This window comes from Corynebacterium sp. Marseille-P4321 (assembly GCF_903645305.1).
Lineage (GTDB): Bacteria > Actinomycetota > Actinomycetes > Mycobacteriales > Mycobacteriaceae > Corynebacterium.
This window is the reverse complement of sequence record NZ_CAHJXO010000003.1, coordinates 238,521-259,618: the sequence shown is the minus strand read 5'-3', so window position 1 is coordinate 259,618 and position 21,098 is coordinate 238,521. Positions and strand designations below refer to the sequence as shown.

Genomic DNA, 21,098 nt, shown 5'->3' with positions numbered 1-21,098 from the left:
TATGCACTGTGAACGACGCAGCCCGAGCCCCCCAAGACACAGCCGCAGAAGCAGTGGAAGCCCCCGAGGTTGACCCGCGCGCGAAATCCCGTGCGAACAAGGCGGTGGCCCTCTACGGCCTGTACCGCCTGTTGCTGTTTATCGGCCTGACGGTGCTCATCCAGGCGTTCGCCATGCTCATTGGCGCGCCGGTGCCGGTGATCATGTCGGCGCTGTTGGCGCTCATTGTGGCGTTCCCGCTGTCCATGCTGGTGTTCAAGCGCAGCCGCCTCGAGGCGAACGCCGCGGTGGCGGAGCTGCAGCGCCAGCGCACGGAGCGCAAGGAGTGGGTGCGCCGCGAGTTGGACGGGCGCTAGGGGGCTGGGGTCGTCCCCACCCGTCCGCCTGCCCGCCCGTCCCCCCACCGCAAAACCGAGCCAGAGGAAGCGGACCAGGGAGTTATATTCACGCCCCGCCGGTGAATTTAACCGTATGGATCGGGTTTGGTGGCTCGGTGTGGGAAAAGGCGGCGGTTTTTCGTGGGGGAGGGAACCGGGGGCCGCTTGGCGGAGTCTAAGCGTGTATGGGGATCGATAAAGAGAATCAACAGGTGCTGCGGCGCTGGGATCAGCGGAAAAACGAGCTGCGGGGGCAGTTCGTCGATTTGCGCGGGCTGCCGCGAGAGAAACTGCCCGAGATGCGGGGCGAGTGGATCGAGGTGGACCCCGTCATCTGGTTTCCCAAGAAGGTGTGGCGCGAGCTCCCGTTCCACGAGCGGCGCTGGGTCGAGGTGGAGGCCGCCGCGATGAGCAGCAGATCGGCTGTGCTCGTCGGCAGGTCTGCGGCGCGGAAGCTGGGGATGTGGGTGGTGAGCCTGGATGACGAGTGCGTGGAGGTGGCGCTTCCGTCGCAAGGCAGTTCGCCTAACCGTAAAAAGCGGCGGAATTTCATCTTCCGGCGCTCCAGGCTGGTGCCGGAAGAGGTGCTCACCTACGAGGGCCACCGGGTGACTGACCCGGTGCGCACGTTTATCGACATCGCCCGCTACCACGGCTTCGCCGAGGGGCTAATCGCGCTCGATTATGTTCTGCGGCGCGGCAAGACGGTCGACGAAATCGAGCGAAAGATCCGGCTCATGGGCCGGGCGAAGGGGATCGCCGTCGCGCGGCGCTGCCTGAAGTACGGGGTGGCCAACTCGGAATCGCCGTACGAAACCCTCGCCAGGGCGCTGTTAATCGAGGCGGGCATCGGCAATTTGGCTCCGCAATTCGAGGTCGGCGGGAAGTTCGTCGATATTTGCGTCGACGGCTGGCTCGTGATCGAGATCGACGGCGACCTCAAGTACGAGGGGCCGGGCGGGGAAGAGGCGTGGAAGGCGGAGATGAAGCGGCAGAAGTTTATCGGCAATCAGGGGTTCGTCTTCCTCCGGTACAGCCCGGACTTCATCCGCGACTACCCCGAAAAGTTCATCGCGCAGGTGCGGGAGACTCTGGCGTCGCGCGAGGCGCTCGCTCTTCGGATTGGGTAGGGCCGTCCCGCGGCCAAAACCGAGCCACAGGAACCGGTCCATCCGTTTTATTCGCGCTGTCGGTGTAAATATAACACCTTGGATCGCACCCGTTGGCTCGGTTTTGGCGGGGTGGGGCCCGAGAACCCCCTAGAACACCGCGGCGATGACCAGCATGGCCGGCAGCGCGAGGAACGTGGTGAGGAAGACGGTGTCGCGCGAGATCACTTCGCCGGAGCCGTACGTCGCGGCGTAGTTGTACACGTTTTGCGCGGTGGGCAGGGCGGAGAGGATGAGGGCGGCGTAGAGCTCGTCGCCAGTAAGCCCCAGGGCGGTGCCTACCGCCCACGCGATGGCGGGCATGCCCACGAGCTTCAGCGCCGTGGCGGTCAGGGTGGGGCCGCGGTGGGAGGCGAGGACTTTCTCGCCGGTGAGCGAGGCGCCGAAGCTCATCAGGATCAGCGGGATCGATGCCCCGCCGAGAATCTGCAGCGGGGCTAACACCGGCTCCGGCACCTCCACCTCGAGTGCGGAGACCGCAAACCCTGCGAACGCCGCGACGACCACCGGGGCGGTAAGGCCGGACCACATGGACTTCATGAACCCGGACGAGCCGCGGTCCAGGCCGGCGATGATGACGGGGGAGAGTACCGCCATCTGCAGGACGAGGGCGGGGACGACGAAGGTGGCGTCGCCAAGCACGTAGGTGGCAATGGGCAGCCCGATGTTCACCGAGTTGTAGTAGCTTGCCGACGCAGCTCCCGCCATGGTCTCCGCGGTGTCCTGCCTGAACGCCGCGGCGCTGATCGCCCAGTACACCAGCATGGTGGCCGCGGTAGCCACCGCGATCACCAGCACCACCGGCGAGAAGAACGCCGAGGTGTCCGACGTAGCCACGGAGGAAAAGATGAGCGATGGCGTGGCCACGTAAAACGCGATGCGGTTGAGCATCAAGCGCTCATCGCCGGGGCCGATGACGCCTTTTTGCGAAAGCAACCATCCCGCCGCGATGACGGCGAAGATGATTGCGAAGCCGGTGAGTACGTCGAGCACGTCTTCGAGCTTAAGCCCGTGCGCGCTGTGCCAGGTTGTTACCCAGGGATTGGATGGCTTGCACCACGATGATCAGGATGATCACGGTGGTGAGCATGGCCACCGAATCGAACTGTTGGTAGCCGTAGGAGATGGCCAAGTCACCCACGCCGCCGCCGCCAATGGTGCCCGCCATCGCGGTGGCGGAGATCAGGCCCACGGTGGCGGTGGTAATGGCCAGGATGATGGAGCTTTTCGCCTCAGGGAGTAGGAAGTGGCGGATGGTCTGCCACATGGTTGCGCCCATGGAGTCGGCGGCTTCCGTGATGCCGGGGCCGACCTCCAGCAGCGACTGCTCGATAAGCCTTGCGATGAACGGGGCGATGTACAGCGTCAGCGGCACGAGCGCCGCCGTGGTGCCGATGGCGGTGCCCGCGATCACGCGCGTGAAGGGGGAGATGGCCACAAGCAGGATGATGAAAGGAAGGGAACGCACGATGTTCACCAACACGTTGAGCAGCCCGTAGACGAATTTGTTCGGCTTTAGGCCGCCGGGGCGGGTGATCACTAGCGCGAGCGCGAGCGGGATACCCACCAGTGCGCCGATGAACAGGGAGATGCCCACCATGTAGAGCGTCTCGCCGAAGGAGTCGACGTACATGGACGGGGTCACGCGCGAACCGGTCGTGTCGCGCCACCAGGTGTTGAGCTGTTCCATTTACTCCACTTCCTTTGCTTGCACGCCCTCGAGACCGCCCAGCCAGGCAAGAGCGTCCGCGGTGTTGCCGCCGCGCAGGCCGAGCAGGGTGGTGCCCACGGTGGTGTCGGCGAGCTCGGTGCCTGACGACGCCAACAGCTGCGCATCCACACCGAAGTCACTGACCAGGTGGGTAAACACGCCTGCGGCGGCGTCGCCGGTGTGGGTGAGCTGCACGACCCGGTCGTACACGCCGTCCCGGACGGCCGCGTGCACCGCGTCGGGGATCTCGCGGGGCACTACCGTCTCCACGAAGCGCTGGGTGAGCGGGGCCTGCGGGTCGGCGAACACGTCGGCCACACGGCCGAACTCGACCAGCTTGCCGGCTTCCAGCACGGCGACCTCGTCGGCTAGCCGGGCAACGACGTCCATCTGGTGCGTAATCAACAGGATGGTCACGCCCAACTCGGAGTTGATGCGCCGCAACAGGTCCAGGATCTGGGTAGTGGTGAGGGGATCGAGGGCGGACGTGGGCTCGTCGCAAAGCAAAATGCTCGGATTGGTCACCAGTGCACGCGCAATGCCCACGCGCTGGCGCTGACCGCCGGAAAGCTGGCGCGGCTTGTGATCCGCGCGGTCCGCGAGCCCCACCATCTCGAGCGCCTCAGCGACGCGACGCTGCGCCTCCGCCTTCGGCACCTTCGCCAGCACGAGCGGGGTGGCCACGTTCTGCGCCACCGTTTTCGTCTCCAAAAGGTTGTAGTTTTGGAACACCATCGACACCTCGCTGCGCAGGTTGCGCAGCTGCTTCGGGCGCAGCGTGGCGGGCTCAACGCCGAGGGTCTCGACGGTGCCGGACGTGGGAGTTTCCAGCCCATTGACCGTGCGGATCAGCGTGGACTTGCCCGCGCCGGAGGTGCCCACCACACCGGAGACCCCGCCCTTGGGTACGGTAAACGAAATATCGTCCAGCGCCGCGAATTGGCCGGAAGCGGTGTCGAAGGTCTTGGAGACGTGGTTGAAAACGATGGCGTGTTCAGACATGTGGGTTTACTGCAGCGATTCCGGCAGGAACCAGTAGTTGTTCTCGTTGTTGGCGTCGAAGTACTCCTTGAACTCCTCGGAGCGGTACGCGTCAGCCACGGCCTTCGCCCACTCGGAATCCTTCTTGTCCTCGGTGGTGGTGGCCACCAGGATCAGCTCCGGGCGCAGGGTCTCCTGGAAAACCTGCAGCTTCGGATCCAGGCCCGCGGCGTAGCTCATGGAGCCCGGGATAACCGCCCAGTCCAGGTCCGGCAGCGAGCGAGACATATTCGCGGAGTCCATCGGGATGATCTCCAGGTTGTGCACGTTGTCCTTGATGTCCGCCTCGGAGAGCAGTGTGTCGTCCGCGGCGTCGTTCAGGGTGATCCAGCCCGCGTCCACCAGCACGTGGATCGCGCGAGACTTGTTAGAGCCGTCCTGCGGGATGGCCACCGACTGGCCGTCCGCTACCTCGTTGATGTCCGTGTGCTTATCGGAGTACAGGCCAGCCGGCACCGTGGGCACCTCGGTAATCGAGGTAAGGTTCGCGCCCTTCTCCTCGTTAAACACCTTGATCCACGCGGAGTGCTGGTCCACGTTCAGGTCTGCCTGATCCTCGGCGAGCGCCGCGTCGGCCTGGTTCAGGTCGGTGAAGGACTGAAATTCAACGTTGTAGCCCTCCTTCTCCAGGATGGGCGCGACACCGTCGGTGAACAGCTCCGAGTACGGACCAGGGGAGGTGGCCACGCGGATAGTCTTCGTGTCGCCAGCGGCCTCGGTGTCGGCGCTCTCGCCGGAGCAGGCCACCAGGCCAAGGGACAGGGCGGCAGCCGCGGTGACGGCGGTGAGTTTCTTCAGCATTTGCGTGCTTCCTCTCTTCAGGGCAGAATAACCTCCCGAGAGAATAAACAACTCTGTCTATAAGTTCAAAACTAGGCTGTCTAAGGTCTCGTCCGGCGCCGCGAAGTTTGACCCCCAACCATCGCTGAACAGCAAAAATCCCCGGGCGGCACCCGGGGATTATCATTCACGCGGTTGGCTTACTCCGTGATCACCACGTCCGCGTCGCCGTACAGGTCGTTCTCGTCGTACGGGTCCGCGAACGGGCTGTACACCTGCGGCTCGGTGGCAATCACCGGGGTTTCCAGCTCTGTGGACACCTCCGTGCGGGTCTCTGTCTCGGTTTCAGTCTCAGTTTCCGTGACGCTGTCGAAGTATTCGTCGGCGCTGCCGTACTCGTCGCCAGGCACCGCGAGCGGGTCCTCGGCGAACGGGTCCTCTAAGAACGAGTTCTGGCTCGACGGCTCATCCTCGTACGGCACCGTGCGCCCGAGCGCGGCGCCGCCGAACGCGAAGGCGAGAGCGGAAATCAGCGCCCACGCCAGCATCGCGCGGCCGTTCATGCCCAGCACCGGGATAAGGTCCGCGCCCTGCGCGCCGCGGCGCACCACCAGGATGGACGCCACAGCTAGCGGCAGCGCCGCTAGCCCAGCCAGCGACGGCAAAAACGACATGCACAGCGCCACCGACACGATGAACGGCACGAGCGTGAGGACGCAGAACAGGGTGCGCGCGTGCTCGTCGCCAATGCGCACCGCGAGGGTCCGCTTACCCGCGGCCGCGTCCGTGGGGATGTCGCGGATATTGTTCGCCAGGTTCACCGACGCGGAGATCGCACCGACGCCCAAGGCGAGCAGGAAGCCCTCCCAGCTCACAAACCCGGACTGCACGAACTCGGTACCCATCACCGCAACGAGCCCGAAGAATACGAACACGGCCAGCTCGCCGAACCCGGCGTAGCCGTACGGGTGCTCCCCGCCGGTGTAGAACCACGCCGCCAGGATGCAGGCAGCGCCGATGATGATCAGCCACCACGCCCCAGCCGTGATGGTGAGGATAAGCCCCACAACCGCCGCCAACGCGAACGCCGCGTACGCCGCGAGCTTCACTTCCTCCGGCCGGGCGAGCCCGGACGCGGTGAGGCGTGTCGGGCCCGTGCGTCCCTCATCGGTGCCGCGGATGCCGTCGGAGTAATCGTTGGCGTAGTTCACGCCCACGATCAGCGCCCACGACACAATGAGCGCGAGCAGCGCCCGGCCGATGTGCGCCTGGCCGTACAGCGCGGCCGCGCCGGTACCGGCGACCACGGGGGCGATGGCGTTCGGCCACGTATGCGGACGCGCCGCCTGCCACCAATCGTGGAAGGTGGCGGCGTTTCCTGTGCTGGGACCTTGCGGTACGGCGGACTCGGGCGCGGGAGCAGTCATGCCCACCATCATGCCCTGTTCCGCTGGCGGGGGCTAGAGCGTCTCCAGCTCGTCGTGAAGCAAATGCCCCCCTAGTGGTCGTGGCCTTCGCTTCCATCGTGCTCCGCGCCGTGCTGGTGGCCCTGGAGCTCGCCGTCCTCGCCGTAGCTTTCGTCGCCAGGCAGCATGGTGCGAACGGCGATGTCCTTGATCTCGGCGGTGGAGCCGTCCGCGAATTCGAGGGTGACAGTAACGGCGTCGCCGGCCGGGATCTCCGGCGCGTAGTCCATCACCATGAAGTGGTCCGCGCCGGGCTTAAGCTCGTGGGATTCGCCGGCGGGGATGATGATGCCGCCTTCCTTCTGCTGCATCACGCCGTCCACAACCTCATGGATCTCGTAGGATGCCTCGCCCAGGGAGGTGGAGAAACCGGTGAGCTCGATGTCCTCGTCGGTGTTGTTCTGCAGCGTGCCGAAGATGGAGGTCATATCGTTGCCGTCCGGCGCATCCGCGGCGTTCTTAGCGCGCACGGTGGCGTTGAGGAAATCAACGTCGGCGGCGTCCGCGGCTGCAGTGGCCCCGGTGGCGTCGGTAGCGGTAGTGGTCTCCTCGTTCGCGCAGGCGGTGAGGGACAGTGCCAGTGCGCCAGCGGCGCAGGCTGCGAAAACACGGCGGTTCATGGAATGCTCCTTCTGTCTAATCAGGGCATCTGCCCTTGGTGCTGCGGTGCCGCGCTTGCGGGCGGACACGTCATGAGGGAGTAGTCGCGCGCCGGGGCCGGGAAGTTCCCCGGCCTCCTAGTCCATCTGCAGAACCGCGCGGAGGTCGGCAAACGGCTCGGGGCGCACACGGTGGGTCACTACCCGTCCTGAGCGCTCCTTTTCCAGCAGTCCGGCGTCGGTGAGTTTCTTCAGGTGGTGTGACACCGTCGGCTGGCTTAGGCCGGAGAGCTGCGCCAACTCGGTAACGCTCATCGGCTCGCACCCCTCGGCCGCGAGCCGGGAGAGCAACTGAAGGCGGCCCGGTTCCGCCAACACCTTGAATAGGGCGGCGTAGTGCTCGGCCTCATCGTCGTTGAGCGGGCCCGCGCTTAGGGAACAGCATGGCGCATCGGAATTCATGCTCCCACCTTCTCATATTGACGAGCGCCAATACCAGCGCTTACCATTCGCATTGATGAGCATCAATACCAAGCCGCCCCGCCTGTCCTTCCTCGACCGCTTCCTGCCGGTGTGGATCCTGCTGGCCATGGCGCTGGGCCTCGGCCTGGGCCGCGTGGCCCCCGGCTTGGGTAACACGTTGAAGAGCCTGGAGGTCGGCGGCATCTCCCTGCCGATCGCGCTTGGCCTGCTGGTCATGATGTACCCGCCGCTGGCCAAGGTGCGCTACGACAAAACCCGCGAAATCACCGCCGACAAACGCCTGATGACGGTCTCTATTATCCTGAACTGGATCGTCGGCCCCGCGTTCATGTTCGCGCTGGCGTGGATCTTCCTGCCGGACGCCCCGGAGCTGCGCACGGGGCTGATCATCGTGGGGCTGGCCCGCTGCATCGCCATGGTGCTGGTGTGGTCCGACCTGGCGTGCGCGGACAGGGAGGCCACCGCCGTGCTGGTGGCCATCAACTCGGTGTTCCAGGTGCTCATGTTCGGCGTGCTCGGCTGGTTCTACCTGCAGGTGCTCCCGAGCTGGCTGGGCCTGGAAACCACCTCGGCGGACTTCTCCTTCACCGCCATCGTTACCGCAGTCCTCGTTTTCCTTGGCATCCCGCTTCTCGCCGGCGTGTGCTCGCGCATCATCGGCGAGCGCACCAAGGGCCGCGACTGGTACGAGAACACCTTCCTGCCCAAGATCTCCCCGCTGGCGCTCATCGGTCTGCTGTACACGATCGTGCTGCTGTTTTCCCTGCAGGGCGACCAGATTCTTTCGCAGCCGTGGACCGTCGCCCGCGTCGCCGTGCCGCTGCTCATCTACTTCGTGGGCATGTTCACCATCGCGCTGATCGTGACCAAGGCAACCGGCATGAACTACGCCCAATCCGCGTCCGTGTCCTTCACCGCGGCCGGCAACAACTTTGAGCTGGCGATCGCGGTGGCAATCGGCACGTTCGGCGCCGAGTCCGCCCAGGCGCTTGCCGGTACGATCGGCCCCCTCATTGAAATCCCAGTCCTCGTCGGCCTTGTCTACGTCATGCGCGCCCTCGGCCCGCGCCTCTTCCCGGCCGACCCAACCCTTCCCAACTAAGGAGCCCCCATGCGCCCCAAAGTCCTCTTCCTCTGCGTCCGCAACAGCGGCAAATCCCAGATGGCCGCAGCGCTTGCCGAAAAGCACGCGGGCGAGCGCCTCGAGATCCACTCCGCCGGCACCGAGCCCGGCACGAAACTCAACCAGGAATCCGTCGAGGCCATCGCGGAAGTCGGCGCCGACATGTCTCAGGGTGTGCCAAAACCGATCGATCCGGAGGTGCTGCGCACCGCCGACCGCGTGGTGCTGCTTGGCTCCGAGGTCCAGCTCGACGCCCCCAACACGGAGCGTTGGCTTATCGACGAACCTTCGGCCCGCGACATCACCGGACCCGAACGCATGCGCCTGGTGCGCGACGACATCGACGCCCGCGTGCAGAAGCTCGTGAGCGAGCTCCTGGATAAGGCCTAGAACGCCGGCACCATCGGCTTTCGCTGCTTGTGCCGCAACCGGGACGCCTGCATGCGCGCCGGCGAGGTGTCGCGGTAGTGGGTAGTCGAGGGGGAGGTCGCGTACTTCGGATTTGTGGACGGTTTACGGGAGCGTAGCTTCTCTAGCCTCACGCTTACGCATTGTTGCACGAATTACACGGTTGTGCTTTGTACGCGCCAATACGCGACACCATCGACCGTCGCGGCTCAACCATGTACTCGCGCTTCCACAACCAGAGGCTCGCAGACCTCCTCATTGCTGAGGCGGTCATTTGGGAGTCGGCCCTCGCGGAGCCCTAGTAGCCGCCCGCTTATCGACGACTTCGGGTCACCATCCCCGCACGTCACAGCCGTGTCGGGCCCACTTGCTACGTTCTTTGTCGTGCTCGTTGTGGGCACCCCTTCCTAGTGGCGCGCTCGTCTCCGCCACTAGGCGGGACGGGTGCGCTCTCTGGTGAGGGTTCACTCCGACCGTGGGAAGGGGGTGAGATGGATGCCTAAGCGCAAATCCGGTGATCAGCCGGACAAGCCGAAGGCCCGGAAAGCGATCCGTGAAATCGCGATCCGGGCCGTGGGCGGGCTTCTGGCCAATCTGCTCGCGGACATCGTCCGTGAGCTAACAGGCTGGCCAGATAGCTAGTCTCACCAAACCCTCGCGCTGTACCTCAAAGCGGCGCGGGGGCCTAGCCGTGTGGGCCGACATGATTAGCAGTCATGTCGCATCCAATTGTAACCGCTGCGCCGACACGCACAAGAGGTCAACCTGCGTGAGCTATTCTCCCAACCCTCGTACGATTCGGTTCGTCTCCATCGCCACGCGCGTGACCTTGCCAACCAGGTCCACGATGTAGCGCGGGTTTCCTACCTCGTCCGCCCAGTCGTTCGGGTCGTTCACAATCCCGGATGCCTTGTCTTTCTTCACCTGGTACCGGTCGATGATCCACCCGAGCGCCGAGCGCGATCCCAGCTGGTATTCCTCGGCTTCTTCCGGGATCCCGCTGATGGTCACGAACTTGTTGTAGATCATCTTCGTCGTGTCGTTGACGTTCTTCCCAGTTTCGGGGTCCTTCTTCTTCGCCCACTTTGGCTTCAGAACACGCCACGTCTCGCGGTCATCCGGATCACCTTTCACTTCTACCTCAAGCGGGTAGGGCTCAAGATCCTCGTAGTTCACGTGCAGGTCCATCAGCTCTCTACCGGCGGCCGCAAACTTATCGAACTCCTCACGTTCCGAAGGCGTCTCAATATGCGGCAGCATCTTCTTTAGGTCCGCCGCGTACTTTGTGCGGTACTCCGGATCGTGCAGTTTGCCGTACACGAAGTGGAAAATGTCGTCACCGGTGATGTCCTCGCCGAGCGCATCGCGGTACAGCTTCTTCATCTCTTCAGTCACGTTATCCACGCGCAAATACCCGTCGACAACTTCACCTATCTGCCCGTACGTGGACAAGTCGGTTATCTCTCCGGGAAGATCCGAAACGCCGATCAGCTCACCGTCGAGTCTTTCAGTAGTTTTCCATGTGAAGCGCGAGAAAAACTGCCCGCCTCCTGAACCATAAAAGGCTAGATCTGGCACCAACTGGGTCGCCATGACGGAAAAAGGTTTGTCGTTCCCTGGGTTAACGACATAGAAACCAATATTTGGGGTGGAAGGAGAGGGGAACATGCTTGGGAGCCGACCCCTAGTGTTGTTGAGGTCCTCGTCGAAAAACACTTTCTGCTTCTGGAATGGTCGATACTGAGCATTGATGACGGATCCGCCGAGACTGAGCGACTTTCTGGCTTTCAAGCGGTTTGTAAGTCCGAGTGCCCATTTAATAGCAGTGGGATCCGAATACTCCGGAGCACGGTCGAACAGTTCCGAGGAAGTTTCGCCGTCGGTGATCTCTGCCAGCGCGCGATGATAGGTTTTACTTAAACGATTTACGTTAGTCCGTACAGTTTCTTCCGAGAAGTTGTAGACCCAAGCGTCACGATTCGTTGCGAGCCCTAGTGAATAAGAAACGAAGAAGGGTTTCGTGTCTGAATCTTTCTTTACTCCGATGGCGGGATATGTCGAAAACTCAGTGGACCGAACATGAATCCAATCTCCATGTTGATTAGGAGATATATGTTCCCATTCAATCGTCTCTAGCCGCGATTCTTTAACGATTCGGAGCTTTTCAGGTGCTGACAGGTAGTCTCCGATATCTCGGTAGAAAATCCTCGTAGTCTTAGGCTGTTGATCCTTAACAGCAATTAGGATTGCGACAGTTGCACGCGATCCGGACCCGAATACTTTGCCACCTTCGCGTTTGGAAAGCTCACCGGAAGTTCTCTGGTTGCCACGAAGATTGAAGACATAAATGGCTGCGAACTCTTCTTGGAGACTTTTACGAATGCCATCTGCGTTGTTAGCGTCGATCCAGCCACCATTCGTCACGAAAGCCATCACTCCGTGGTCATCGATTCGGTCCGAGGCCCATCTGATTGCCCGAATATACGAATCGTAGAGCTTGTTTTTTAACTGGACTTCCGACCTCGCGGCGTAGGTTTCCTCGATTCTGCGATCCAAGCTTGGATAGATGAGGTTCGCATTATTGTCGTTAGCCGACTTTTGGCCCGCGGAATACGGCGGGTTGCCAACGATCACGTTGATGCGAGCTGCCTTCTGCCTCTCAACGGATGCGTTGTTCTCGGCGAAGATCTCGAGGTCCGGGATGTCATCGTCCTCGTGGATCTGGAAGGTGTCGGCCAACGCGATGCCTGTGAACGGTTCGTACTCGGGTTCGGGTTCGCCGGCGATACGCGCGTGTTCCGTGCGCAGCGCGTTGTACGTCGTCTCGATGTTCACGGCAGAGACGTAGTAGGCCAACAGCATGATCTCGGTAGCGAAGAGCTCGCTCGCGTACTTGCGGGCGAGGTCCTCCGGTTTGATCAAACCGGACTGTAGGAGGCGAACCATGAATGTGGAGGTTCCGGCGAAGGGGTCGAGGATGGTGACGCCTTCGTCGGTAAGCCCCTTACCAAAGTGCATGCGAGAAACGTCGTCGGCGGCGCGGAGGATGAAGTCCACGATTTCCACCGGGGTATAGACGATGCCCAGCGCCTCCGCCTGCTTCTTGAAGGCCTTGCGGAAGAAACGCTCGTACAGATCTTTAATCACTTGCTGCTTGCCGGATGCGCTGGTGACCTCCGACGCGCGGACACGAACAGACTCGTAGAACTTATCAAGGCTGGCGGTTTCGGATTCCAGGTTGGCGTCGGAAAGCGCCTGCACCATACGCTCCATCACCTGGGCGACGGGGTTGTGCTCGATGAAGTCGTGGTCCTCGAAAAGCGCGTTGAACACCGGTGCGGTGATGAGGTGCTGGGAGAGCATGCTGATGGCGTCGTTCCGCGTGATGCCGTCGTTGAGGTTGTTGCGCAAACCTTCCACAAACCGCTCAAACTCGCGCTCAAGCTTCGGACTCGCGTTCTCGAGGAGTTTGTTGATGCGGACGACCTGGTTCTCCGCGATCACTGCAACATCGTCAGCCCAATCTTCCCAATAGGTGCGGGTACCCACCTTGTCCACGAGCTTGGTGTAGATCGCCTCTTGCCAACCCTCTAGCGAGAACAGTGCGACCTGCTGCGCAGTAAGCTCGCCCGAGCTATACGGGGTTGTGTCGGTAGTGGTATCGCTCTTATCGAGCTTCTCCTGATTCTCTTGCTTCTCCTTATACGGATCGATCACCGGCTCCACGATGATCGGAAGCTCTTGCGGCGAACCCTCGTTTAGAGCAATCGAATTTACTTTGGCGTTGAAGCGATCGTCATGCGCTCGCAACGCGTTAAGGATCTGCCAAACGACCTTGAAACGGGTGTTATCGTCGAGCGCTTCAGAAGGCGACTTCCCCGGAGGAACAGCGACGGGGAGGATGATGTAACCGTAGTCTTTGCCTTCGGACTTGCGCATGACGCGGCCGACAGACTGGACCACGTCCACCATCGAGTTGCGAGGGTTGAAGAAGATCACGGAGTCGAGCCCGGGGACATCGACACCCTCTGAAAGACAGCGGGCGTTCGTGAGGATACGGGTTTCGTCTTCATCCATCGAAGCCTCAAGCCACGCGATCTTGTTGCCACGCTCCATCGCGTTCATGCTGCCGTCGACGTGCTGGGCTGCGACCGAGAGATCGACGTTGTGGAGCGAGACATCGTTTAACGCTGCGTGCTCTCGAAGCGTTTCCTGGTGGCTCGCGATGAGGCCCGGGTACGTATCTGCGATAAGTCGCGAGGTCTTGATGTCTTTTGCGAAAGCGACTGTCCGGCGCATGGGGGCCGCGTTCTCTTCGAACCCGCCTTTCCCACCCTGCAGCCGGCCAGAGCGCTTGGCCAGGCCGTTCCATGCTCCAATCATTGCTGAGGCCGTGGATAGGTTCATGCCGTCTTGCGTGTGGCGTGCCATTGCTTCGGCAGCGACATCTTCATCGACTGTCATGACCAAAACGCGGTAGTCGGTGAGTAGGCCTTTATCTACCGCTTCCCCAAAGCCGAGCCGGTGGAACTCGGGGCCGTAGATCGCCTCATCATCCATCGAGGCGATCTCCGCAGAATGCTCCTCAGCTTTGACCTTGATCGAGTCATCGAACAACCGAGGCGTTGCAGTCATGTAAAGGCGGCGCGAAGCTTTTATGTATTCGGGGTCGTGGATGCGGACGAAGTTTGACTCGTCTGTGCCAGCAAGCGTGACGCCGGTGGTGCGGTGTGCTTCGTCGCAAATGACGAGGTCGAAGTCGTTCAGGCCCTTCTCTTGGGCCTCGCGTACGGCAGGCAGCGACTGGTACGTGGAGAAAACGACGTTGAGACCCTTTGCCCGTTTTCCGGAGTCAAAGCGGGCTGCAATGTCAGAGCCATCGGTAGACACGGGGACTTCGAGATCATAGGGAGCGATGTCCTCAGCCTGACGGCTCGCCTTGCTGTCAGAACACACGGCGAAGCTCTTGAGGTCTAGGCGGGCTTGAGCGGTCCATTCTCGCAGGGTCTGCGCCAGGAGGGCGATTGAGGGGACAAGGAACAGAACACGGGCGCGGCCGCCGTTTTCCTCAGCAACCTGTTCGGCAAGGCGCAGTGCGGTAAAGGTCTTGCCCGTTCCGCAGGCCATGATGAGCTTTCCGCGGTCGTGTGACTGGAACCCAGACATCACGTTTTTAATAGCGGCTTGCTGATGTGGGCGAGGCTCGAAGGTCTCGCGCCGCGTGAGGTGCACCTGCATCTCAGAACCGGGGAACACTACGTCCCAGTTGACGGGGGACTCAGCGATCTGGCTATAACCGATACGGCTGGTTGGGATCTGCTGATTTTCTAGAGCTTCCTCCGCGTTCTTCGACCACTTATCCGTGGTGGAAATGATGTAGCGGTGCACGAAGTGCTCGACCGCAGACTCGGTTTCGAAAGAATGCCCCGAGGCTTCGAAAAACGAATCGATGTTTTGCTTCTGGATGTACGTCGAATCCTTGTAAAACTTCGCCTGGATAGCGACCCATTTTCCGTCGTCCTTGCGGCGTGCAACGAGGTCGATACCTGTGTCAGTCTTGCCCCCGTTGTAGCGCCACTTGTCCCAACGCTGCACTTCGTCGAACTGCGCCGAGAGGACAGGATCCGCCTCGAAGAAATTCACCATCAATTTCTCAAACGCGATCCCGTATTTTCCCTGGGGCTGGTTTTCGCGGAGCTGCTCGAGGACTTCACCAAATGACGACATGCGTTTCATTTTGCCGTGCTTGTGCAACGGGGGAGGCGAATTGTCGGAGTGAAGTTGACTCTGCCGTAGGGCGTCCATACCCTTAGGTACTGCTCACGCTTGGTTTCCTTCCTGTGTGAGCGGCCCGCCCAATTATGGTGTTGCAGCACCGGGCGGGCTTTTTCCGTGCCCCTTATTACTGTGGTCCAGGGTCCATCACTCCGCTAGGCGGAGTACCCAAGCGCTGAGGGTCCCGTCGACGATTCTGTTGTGGGTGTATCCCTGGCCGAGCACCGATGCCGCGGCGAGAATTTGACTGATCACCGCAAGTGCTTCAACTTCCGAGGCCTCAGCCGGGTTTCTAGAAGCTAGATAATCCCCGATCGGAGTTCCGCCGAGAAGGCTCGCAGGATTCTCCGGGGCGAATGCTGCGAAGTCCTCGGCAAACTGTTTGCGGAGTTCCATTGTGGAGTCGAGCGGCCCTTTAAGGGACTCCGCTTGGTCAAATTCGTCGAGGTACTTCGTGATGGGCGCATACTTGTTGGCCGAGCGCTCATCTCCATCCGCCTCAGCGGAACCTTGAGTGTCTGCTTGCGTAATAGCCGCACCTTTGAGTGCGCGGAGGGTGAACACTAGCTCATCATTTTCGATCCCAAGGTGGTCGAACAACCCGCGGAGGAAACTGATCTTGGAGTCTGTGTTGGTTGCGGTGAACACGATCAAGCTTTCGTCCACACGCCGCCATTCAGCAGGTGTCTCCTCTTGCGCACGGATGATCTTCAGAGGGCCGTAGTCCTTCACGTACCCCAGAATTTCCGACCTGTGCTCCCGCACCAGGTGTGCAAGCAGCACCCGCACCATCTCAGCCCAGGATTCGACAGTCTGGTGGAAGTCTCCGATCTGGAACGAGACAATTTCCCTGCCCTTAAAACTTCCTTCGTCGCCCATCGGTTCGGTTGGCAGAACTGCAGCAGGGGGTTCAAATGTGGTGGTTGGAGCGATCCAATACTTCAAGGCTTTCTCAGTGAACGCTTCAGTGCGCTCACGCATTTCCTCGACGCCCCAAGAATCTGCAGTCTTGACCATGTCGTTAAGGCGGTAGGGGGTGCCGTTCAGCCCATCCTGCATTGTTTTCTTTCGCTCGAAAGGAGCGTTGGAATATGAGGAGTTGTATCCGGTAACGGTGAGATTGCCGATACGGTTCAGCCAAATCTCATGGATTTCGTCAGCATCCGGTCCAAGTTCTTCCTTCCATGCAGGGGTGAGAGTCTGTGGCATGATGTGCTCGATCGAAATGTCGCCGTTCTGAAGAGCTCTCGAGATATCACGCACATCGTTCGAATCGCCGTTCTCAAGCACGTCGAAGATGTAATCTCGCCACGCCGCGCGCAATGCGTACATGTTCTTCGTGGAGAAGGCTTCGCGGAATTCCGCGTCGCTGGGGAAACGACCTGACCCAGTGCGTCGGAGCAGCGAGTACGCAAAAACTTCTGCATAGGGCTGGCTGTCTGTACGGAGCTTCGACACTTCCGAGAACGCGGTTGCGAAAATCTTGTTCAAGGCGTTGGTCGCAATGCCGACGACGAAGCGGCGCGTGATGTATGACTCGATCGTTTTCAAGACCTTGTAGAAGTCGTCGTATGAGGTCTCGCCGTTTTCGACTTCGCGGAGGAGCGGCATGAGGAACGGGACCGTGACGGCACCACGGATCGGGTTCATGCGCGCAAGCAATCGATCGACTGAAGCATTGCCGGTTGCCGCGTTTTTCAGTTTCTTGAAGTACCCCGAGTACTCGTAAAGATCACCCAGCACGTCTTCCGTTTTCAGATCTCGCTTTGCCACGTACCCCTTGAAAGCCTCGTAGACATCTTGCTCTTTCGGCGTGGAGGACGTCTTCGTTGTGAGATACCAACGGATGAACGCGTCTGTTTCGAAACCACTGTTTTCCTCGATCGGGTTCCAACGTTCTTCGTAGAGTCGAGTCTGCGTTTTGGAGTCATGCCCCATGAGCACGAAGTTGCGGATCTTGTCTGCTTCCTTGAGCTCGAGACCAGTGGAGTTGAGGGACTCGAATATGCGTTGTGCGTCGTCGTATGCCTCCAAGTCGAGGTGCATCACTTCGAGAGCGCGAATGGCGTCCCAAATTTGATCCGCAGTAAACGGAGTTTTCGCAAGCCGCTGGCGGAAGTACCGATAGTTCTCGGTGATGTTCGATCCGTCCACGAACTCTTTCTCCGGTCCAAAAAGGCGACGGTATGCAGCATCATCGTCTTTCACCGGCTTAAGCTTGAATTTCGTTTCGTCTTTGTTCGATCCGACGCGTAGATAGTCGAGTTCGATTTTCTGTGCTAGTTCATCGTCATCCGATTCGATCTCGCCTGCTCGCAAAGCGTTCGCCAAAGCGAGCATCAGGATGCTGACCGTGGTCAGGCGCTGCTGGCCGTCGATAACAACCCACTGCCAGGACCCCTCTGGCTTGCCCACCACGGCACCGAAGAAGTGCTTGGGGCGGTCCTTCTCAATGATCTCCTCAAGGTCTTGGAAGAGCCTTTCGCATTGTTTGATCTGCCAATCATAATTCCGCTGGTAAACCGGGATGAAAAGCGTTTTATGGTTGCCGTCGAAAGCGTTGAGAATGGGGTTAGTTGTGCCCTTCATAGTGAATGGTCTCCAGTGCGATCAATGCGTGCAACGTCAACATATGTGTATCAAACTCACGATTAGGGTTCTGGTTGTCAACGAAGATCGCTTGCCGGCAGGGGCTCGTCGTAAAGCTGCCCCTGCAACTTCCGGTGTTGCGCGATGACCGATGATCCGCATGCGTGCCATCTTTCAAAGGCGTCGCGTCGCCCCATCGAGTAGTAGTTATGAATTGGAACAGGCACGGGCGAAAGGACGGTGCAGATGAACGTGTACACGGTTACCGCAGAGCGCGGTACTAGCGGGGTATGGGTTCTGGAATGCGAAGAATTAGGCGTGGTATCGCAGGCTGAGCAGCTCGGCCAAGCGAAGGCGGCGGTGGTGGAAGCCATCGCGTATCAATCCGGGTTGGAGACGAATGCCTTCGAGGTTGAGGTTGTGCCAGTTTCATCCGAGAGAACTACGTAGCTTCACTTGCCGGGCGGGCAACGCACGTCGACATGCCTGGCGGGTGTCGAAGCGCGAGCCCGTGAATCAGTCGGATAAGCCGAAGGCCCGGAAGGCGATGGTTGAGACCGCGGCCAGCAGCCGGATTGCGCAGACGTGTTCGAGGTCGTGGGGAAAGCCACGATGAACGGCAGCGGAATGTCGCATTCGAGCTATCCCGAAAGTTGAGGGAACCGCTTGCGTGGTTGTCGCGTCTAATGGTCATGAAGAATTGGAAAAATTTCCCATGGCTTGTAAGCGGCCTGGCGGTAGCGGTTGCGTTGTCCTATGGAGTGGCTCTGGCAATGGGACCGCCAAGAATGACATCGCAGGTACTGGATTTCACTGCGAAACTGATCGGCCCCTTGGGCGCGGCGTTCATTGCGTGGGCGGGTGTCTCGCACACCGTGCTGAATTCTCGGAGGCAAGAAACATCCAGAGAATGGCATCAAGATCTACGTTGGGCAACCGAGCTATGCGCGTCAGAAAATCCATTTGAGGTGACGGTGGGAATCGCGCTACTCGACGAGCTTGACGACTATAGCTTCCTGGAGCCTGATCAAGTTAGGATTGTGGGGACGATTTCCGAGACGGTGGCAAACGCGTTTTACCACGATTTCGAAGCTGGCGTTGAAGGGGCTGATGGCGATGACGGATAAGCAGAATTCGGAAGAGCCGCGGCCGCTGCTCATTGCGAAGCGGCCGCCACATATGGGTGAGGTGGCGGCGGCCAAATTCATCATCAAGCGAGTCGAAGAGGGTAAAAGTGACCGAGAGATCACGCCTCTTCTGCGTTGGCTGGCCAACTACGGCCAGGTTGACGAGAGCCGGGTGCCTGACATCGTGCTGCACCCGGAGGATAACGCCCGGTAAGGGAGTGGCACCGGGGTGGGGAGCGTCGATTAGCAAGAAGCCCCTCGATAAAGCGGGTGAGGGGGCGTCGTTGCTTGAGGGGCAGGCGCGCGACCCGATGGGCGGACGTTAGTGCTTGTGCTCGGTCTGTTCCGCGTTCTCGCCGTGGCCCTCGTGCTCCGCGCCGTGTTGGTGGCCCTGGAGCTCGCCGTCCTCGCCGTAGCTTTCGTCGCCGGGCAGCATGGTGCGCACGGCTACATCCTTGATCTCGGCGGTGGAGCCGTCGGCGAACTCGAGGGTGACCGTGACGGTGTCGCCGGCGGGGATCTCGGGGGCGTAGCCCATGATCATGAGGTGCTCGGCGCCGGGGGCGAGGGTGTGGGACTCGCCGGCCGGGATGACGATGCCGGTTTCTTTGGCTTGCATGACGCCGTCGACAACCTCGTGGATCTCGTAGGACGCGTCGCCAAGCGAGGTGGTGAAGCCGGTGAGCTCGATGTCCTCGTCGGTGTTGTTCTGCAGCGTGCCGAAGATGGCGGTCATCTCGGTGCCCTCCGGGGCGTCGGCGGCGGGCTTGGCACGCACGGAAGCGTCGAGGAACTCGATGTCGGTGGCTTCGGTGCCGGCGGTGTTGTTATCGGTGGCCTCCGCTTCGGTGGCCTCGGTAGTTGCGGCGGCCTCGGTTGCGGTGGTGGTCGCCTCGTTCGCGCAAGCGGTGAGGGACAGAGCCAGTGCGACTGCGGCGCAGGCGGTGAGAACGCGACGGTTCATGGGGTCTCCTTTCCTAGCCCGGACCGTTGCCCAGGGGTGGCGGCGCCGCCGTTTCCGGCGGGCATCTCGTGGGGGAGTAGTCGAGCACCGGGGCGCGGAAGTTCCCGGGTGCCCCTGGGGTGCGGGTCTGGTGGGTATGCTTCCGCGCCAAAATGCTGGTTGAAACGGCGCCAAAGTGCTGGTTGAAACGGCGCCAAAGTGCTGGTTGAAACCGCGCCAAAGTGCTGTCTGTGCAGATAGAGGGTATGGTGTGGGAGCTATGGAATACTTGCCGAGACGCGCCGATGAATTGATCTCGGACGCCCTGACTTTCAGCGGGGGTGTCGCAATCCAGGGGGTAAAAGGTGGCGGGAAAACGGAGACGGCGAAGCAATTCGCGAAGAGCATGCTCCGGGTGGATGTAGACCCCAATGTGGCGCCAGCGCTCGGGATAAACCCGGGAAGTCTTCTCGAAGGTGAGACACCACGCCTCGTAGATGAATGGCAAGAGGCACCGCTGCTTTGGGACCTGGCACGGCACGAAATTGATGAGCGACGGGAACCAGGCCAATTCATTTTCACTGGCTCGACTGAGCCGACACAGAACGCAACCAAACACTCCGGGGCGGGGCGGTTTGTGCGGATCACCATGTCAACTATGACTTTCTTCGAGTCCGGGGATTCGGACGGATTGGTTTCTCTTCGCGATGTTGCTGCAGGCGTTGAGGCACCGTTTGTCGCGGGAGAGTTTTCGGATATTCAACTGGCGGAGCGCATGTGTCGTGGCGGGTGGCCAGCGAATGTTTCAGAGTCTCTCGACCATGCGATGAAGCGAAATCGGAGTTACCTGGAATCCATCATCAACGTTGAAATAAACGCAATCGACACCGCTCGACGAGATCCGGAACGTGTCCGAGCTCTTCTGGCATCCCTTGCACGCAATGTGGGGACAGAGTGCGATCTTTCGACGCTCGCCAGCGACGCGGATCTGAACCGGGGAACCGCACAGCAGTACTTGGATGCGTTATCGAGAATTTTCGTTTCCACGGATCAGCCCGCTTGGTCACCCCTGTTACGGTCGCGGACACCGTTGCGAAAATCTCCGAAACGCCACCTGGTGGACCCGGCTTTAGCTATGGCAGCCTTAGACCGACGGCCGAAGGACCTGTTGGCGGATCTGAACTATATGGGGCAGCTTTTTGAGTCTCAGGTCGTTCACGACCTCCGCGTGTACTCCGATAACACTGTTAGCCATGCTCGGTTGAAGAACGGATCGGAGGTCGACGCTGTGGTCACTGTTGACGGCGAAACCATTCTTGTTGAGGTAAAACTAGGCTTCTACCCGCAGGTGATCGAGAAAGCCGCAGAAAGTCTCCACGCTTTCGCTCAGCATCTGGTTGATCAGCCCAGGCTAATGATTGTGACCGGTGGTGGGCCCAGCTACACAAGGCCTGACGGTATTGCCGTCGTTCCGCTGAACAGGCTCAAGCCGTAGAAGGTAGGGCGC

Annotated in this window: 19 protein-coding genes and 1 pseudogene; 9 read left to right on the top strand and 11 right to left on the bottom strand. The window is 60.7% G+C overall.

Annotation, left to right across the window (positions count from 1 at the left end):
- Nucleotides 1-8: 8 nt before the first annotated feature.
- Together HWX32_RS09630 and HWX32_RS09625 are read left to right on the top strand one after the other, a co-directional pair.
- Complete coding sequence (locus HWX32_RS09630; protein ID WP_254868393.1) at nt 9-356, top strand: DUF4229 domain-containing protein; 348 nt, start codon at nt 9-11, stop codon at nt 354-356.
- A 206-nt stretch (nt 357-562) separates the two neighbouring features.
- Nucleotides 563-1,507, top strand: coding sequence for a hypothetical protein (locus HWX32_RS09625; protein WP_175935680.1), 945 nt, complete (start codon nt 563-565; stop codon nt 1,505-1,507).
- Nucleotides 1,508-1,636: 129 nt separating this feature from the next.
- Here HWX32_RS09625 and HWX32_RS09620 read toward each other — a convergent pair whose 3' ends face one another.
- From HWX32_RS09620 to HWX32_RS09590, 7 genes and pseudogenes are all read right to left on the bottom strand, one after another.
- Complete coding sequence (locus tag HWX32_RS09620) at nt 1,637-2,539, bottom strand: AEC family transporter (protein ID WP_175935679.1); 903 nt, start codon at nt 2,537-2,539, stop codon at nt 1,637-1,639.
- A gap of 10 nt (nt 2,540-2,549) precedes the next feature.
- The gene (locus HWX32_RS09615) at nt 2,550-3,236 is read right to left on the bottom strand and encodes a methionine ABC transporter permease (RefSeq protein WP_175935678.1); all 687 of its coding nucleotides are present in this window, start codon (nt 3,234-3,236) and stop codon (nt 2,550-2,552) included.
- On the bottom strand, nt 3,237-4,259 hold the full coding sequence (locus HWX32_RS09610) for a methionine ABC transporter ATP-binding protein (protein ID WP_175935677.1): 1,023 nt from the start codon (nt 4,257-4,259) through the stop codon (nt 3,237-3,239).
- A 6-nt stretch (nt 4,260-4,265) separates the two neighbouring features.
- Nucleotides 4,266-5,099, bottom strand: coding sequence for a MetQ/NlpA family ABC transporter substrate-binding protein (locus tag HWX32_RS09605; RefSeq protein ID WP_175935676.1), 834 nt, complete (start codon nt 5,097-5,099; stop codon nt 4,266-4,268).
- A gap of 488 nt (nt 5,100-5,587) precedes the next feature.
- Nucleotides 5,588-6,505, bottom strand: a pseudogene (locus HWX32_RS09600) (1,4-dihydroxy-2-naphthoate polyprenyltransferase); the annotation flags it as partial.
- A 71-nt stretch (nt 6,506-6,576) separates the two neighbouring features.
- On the bottom strand, nt 6,577-7,164 hold the full coding sequence (locus tag HWX32_RS09595; RefSeq protein ID WP_175935675.1) for a copper chaperone PCu(A)C: 588 nt from the start codon (nt 7,162-7,164) through the stop codon (nt 6,577-6,579).
- A 117-nt stretch (nt 7,165-7,281) separates the two neighbouring features.
- Nucleotides 7,282-7,605: a helix-turn-helix transcriptional regulator gene (locus HWX32_RS09590; protein WP_175935674.1), complete on the bottom strand. Its 324-nt coding sequence runs from the start codon at nt 7,603-7,605 to the stop codon at nt 7,282-7,284.
- Between the two features lie 55 nt (nt 7,606-7,660).
- On the opposite strand from HWX32_RS09590, the gene arsB reads away from it, so the two are divergent.
- Together arsB and HWX32_RS09580 are read left to right on the top strand one after the other, a co-directional pair.
- Nucleotides 7,661-8,728 (top strand): ACR3 family arsenite efflux transporter, encoded by a 1,068-nt coding sequence (gene arsB / locus HWX32_RS09585; RefSeq protein ID WP_175935673.1) that lies wholly within the window; start codon nt 7,661-7,663, stop codon nt 8,726-8,728.
- 9 nt (nt 8,729-8,737) lie between these two features.
- The gene (locus HWX32_RS09580; RefSeq protein ID WP_175935672.1) at nt 8,738-9,139 is read left to right on the top strand and encodes a low molecular weight phosphatase family protein; all 402 of its coding nucleotides are present in this window, start codon (nt 8,738-8,740) and stop codon (nt 9,137-9,139) included.
- Here the strand turns inward: HWX32_RS09580 and HWX32_RS09575 are convergent.
- Complete coding sequence (locus HWX32_RS09575; RefSeq protein WP_175935671.1) at nt 9,136-9,291, bottom strand: hypothetical protein; 156 nt, start codon at nt 9,289-9,291, stop codon at nt 9,136-9,138. The two genes, HWX32_RS09580 and HWX32_RS09575, sit on opposite strands and share 4 nt — an antisense overlap.
- Nucleotides 9,292-9,652: 361 nt before the next feature.
- On the opposite strand from HWX32_RS09575, the gene HWX32_RS09570 reads away from it, so the two are divergent.
- Nucleotides 9,653-9,799 carry a hypothetical protein gene (locus HWX32_RS09570; protein WP_175935670.1) on the top strand — a complete coding sequence of 49 codons (147 nt, stop codon included), beginning with the start codon at nt 9,653-9,655 and terminating at the stop codon, nt 9,797-9,799.
- Nucleotides 9,800-9,931: 132 nt separating this feature from the next.
- Here HWX32_RS09570 and HWX32_RS09565 read toward each other — a convergent pair whose 3' ends face one another.
- Together HWX32_RS09565 and HWX32_RS09560 are read right to left on the bottom strand one after the other, a co-directional pair.
- A complete protein-coding gene (locus HWX32_RS09565; RefSeq protein ID WP_175935869.1) occupies nt 9,932-14,884 on the bottom strand; it encodes a DEAD/DEAH box helicase in 4,953 nt (1,650 codons plus the stop codon).
- A gap of 195 nt (nt 14,885-15,079) precedes the next feature.
- A complete protein-coding gene (locus HWX32_RS09560) occupies nt 15,080-17,521 on the bottom strand; it encodes a DUF262 domain-containing protein (RefSeq protein ID WP_175935669.1) in 2,442 nt (813 codons plus the stop codon).
- Nucleotides 17,522-17,767: 246 nt separating this feature from the next.
- On the opposite strand from HWX32_RS09560, the gene HWX32_RS09555 reads away from it, so the two are divergent.
- The 3 genes from HWX32_RS09555 (at nt 17,768) to HWX32_RS09545 (ending at nt 18,862) form a co-directional block, all read left to right on the top strand.
- On the top strand, nt 17,768-17,971 hold the full coding sequence (locus HWX32_RS09555; protein ID WP_175935515.1) for a hypothetical protein: 204 nt from the start codon (nt 17,768-17,770) through the stop codon (nt 17,969-17,971).
- Between the two features lie 242 nt (nt 17,972-18,213).
- Nucleotides 18,214-18,648 (top strand): hypothetical protein, encoded by a 435-nt coding sequence (locus tag HWX32_RS09550; RefSeq protein WP_175935668.1) that lies wholly within the window; start codon nt 18,214-18,216, stop codon nt 18,646-18,648.
- Complete coding sequence (locus HWX32_RS09545; protein ID WP_175935667.1) at nt 18,638-18,862, top strand: hypothetical protein; 225 nt, start codon at nt 18,638-18,640, stop codon at nt 18,860-18,862. The genes HWX32_RS09550 and HWX32_RS09545 overlap by 11 nt, the downstream gene beginning before the upstream one ends.
- 108 nt (nt 18,863-18,970) lie before the next feature.
- Here the strand turns inward: HWX32_RS09545 and HWX32_RS09540 are convergent, their stop codons facing one another.
- Nucleotides 18,971-19,612 carry a copper chaperone PCu(A)C gene (locus HWX32_RS09540; RefSeq protein WP_175935666.1) on the bottom strand — a complete coding sequence of 214 codons (642 nt, stop codon included), beginning with the start codon at nt 19,610-19,612 and terminating at the stop codon, nt 18,971-18,973.
- Between the two features lie 259 nt (nt 19,613-19,871).
- On the opposite strand from HWX32_RS09540, the gene HWX32_RS09535 reads away from it, so the two are divergent.
- Nucleotides 19,872-21,086: an ATP-binding protein gene (locus HWX32_RS09535; protein WP_175935665.1), complete on the top strand. Its 1,215-nt coding sequence runs from the start codon at nt 19,872-19,874 to the stop codon at nt 21,084-21,086.
- The last annotated feature ends 12 nt before the right edge of the window (nt 21,087-21,098 follow it).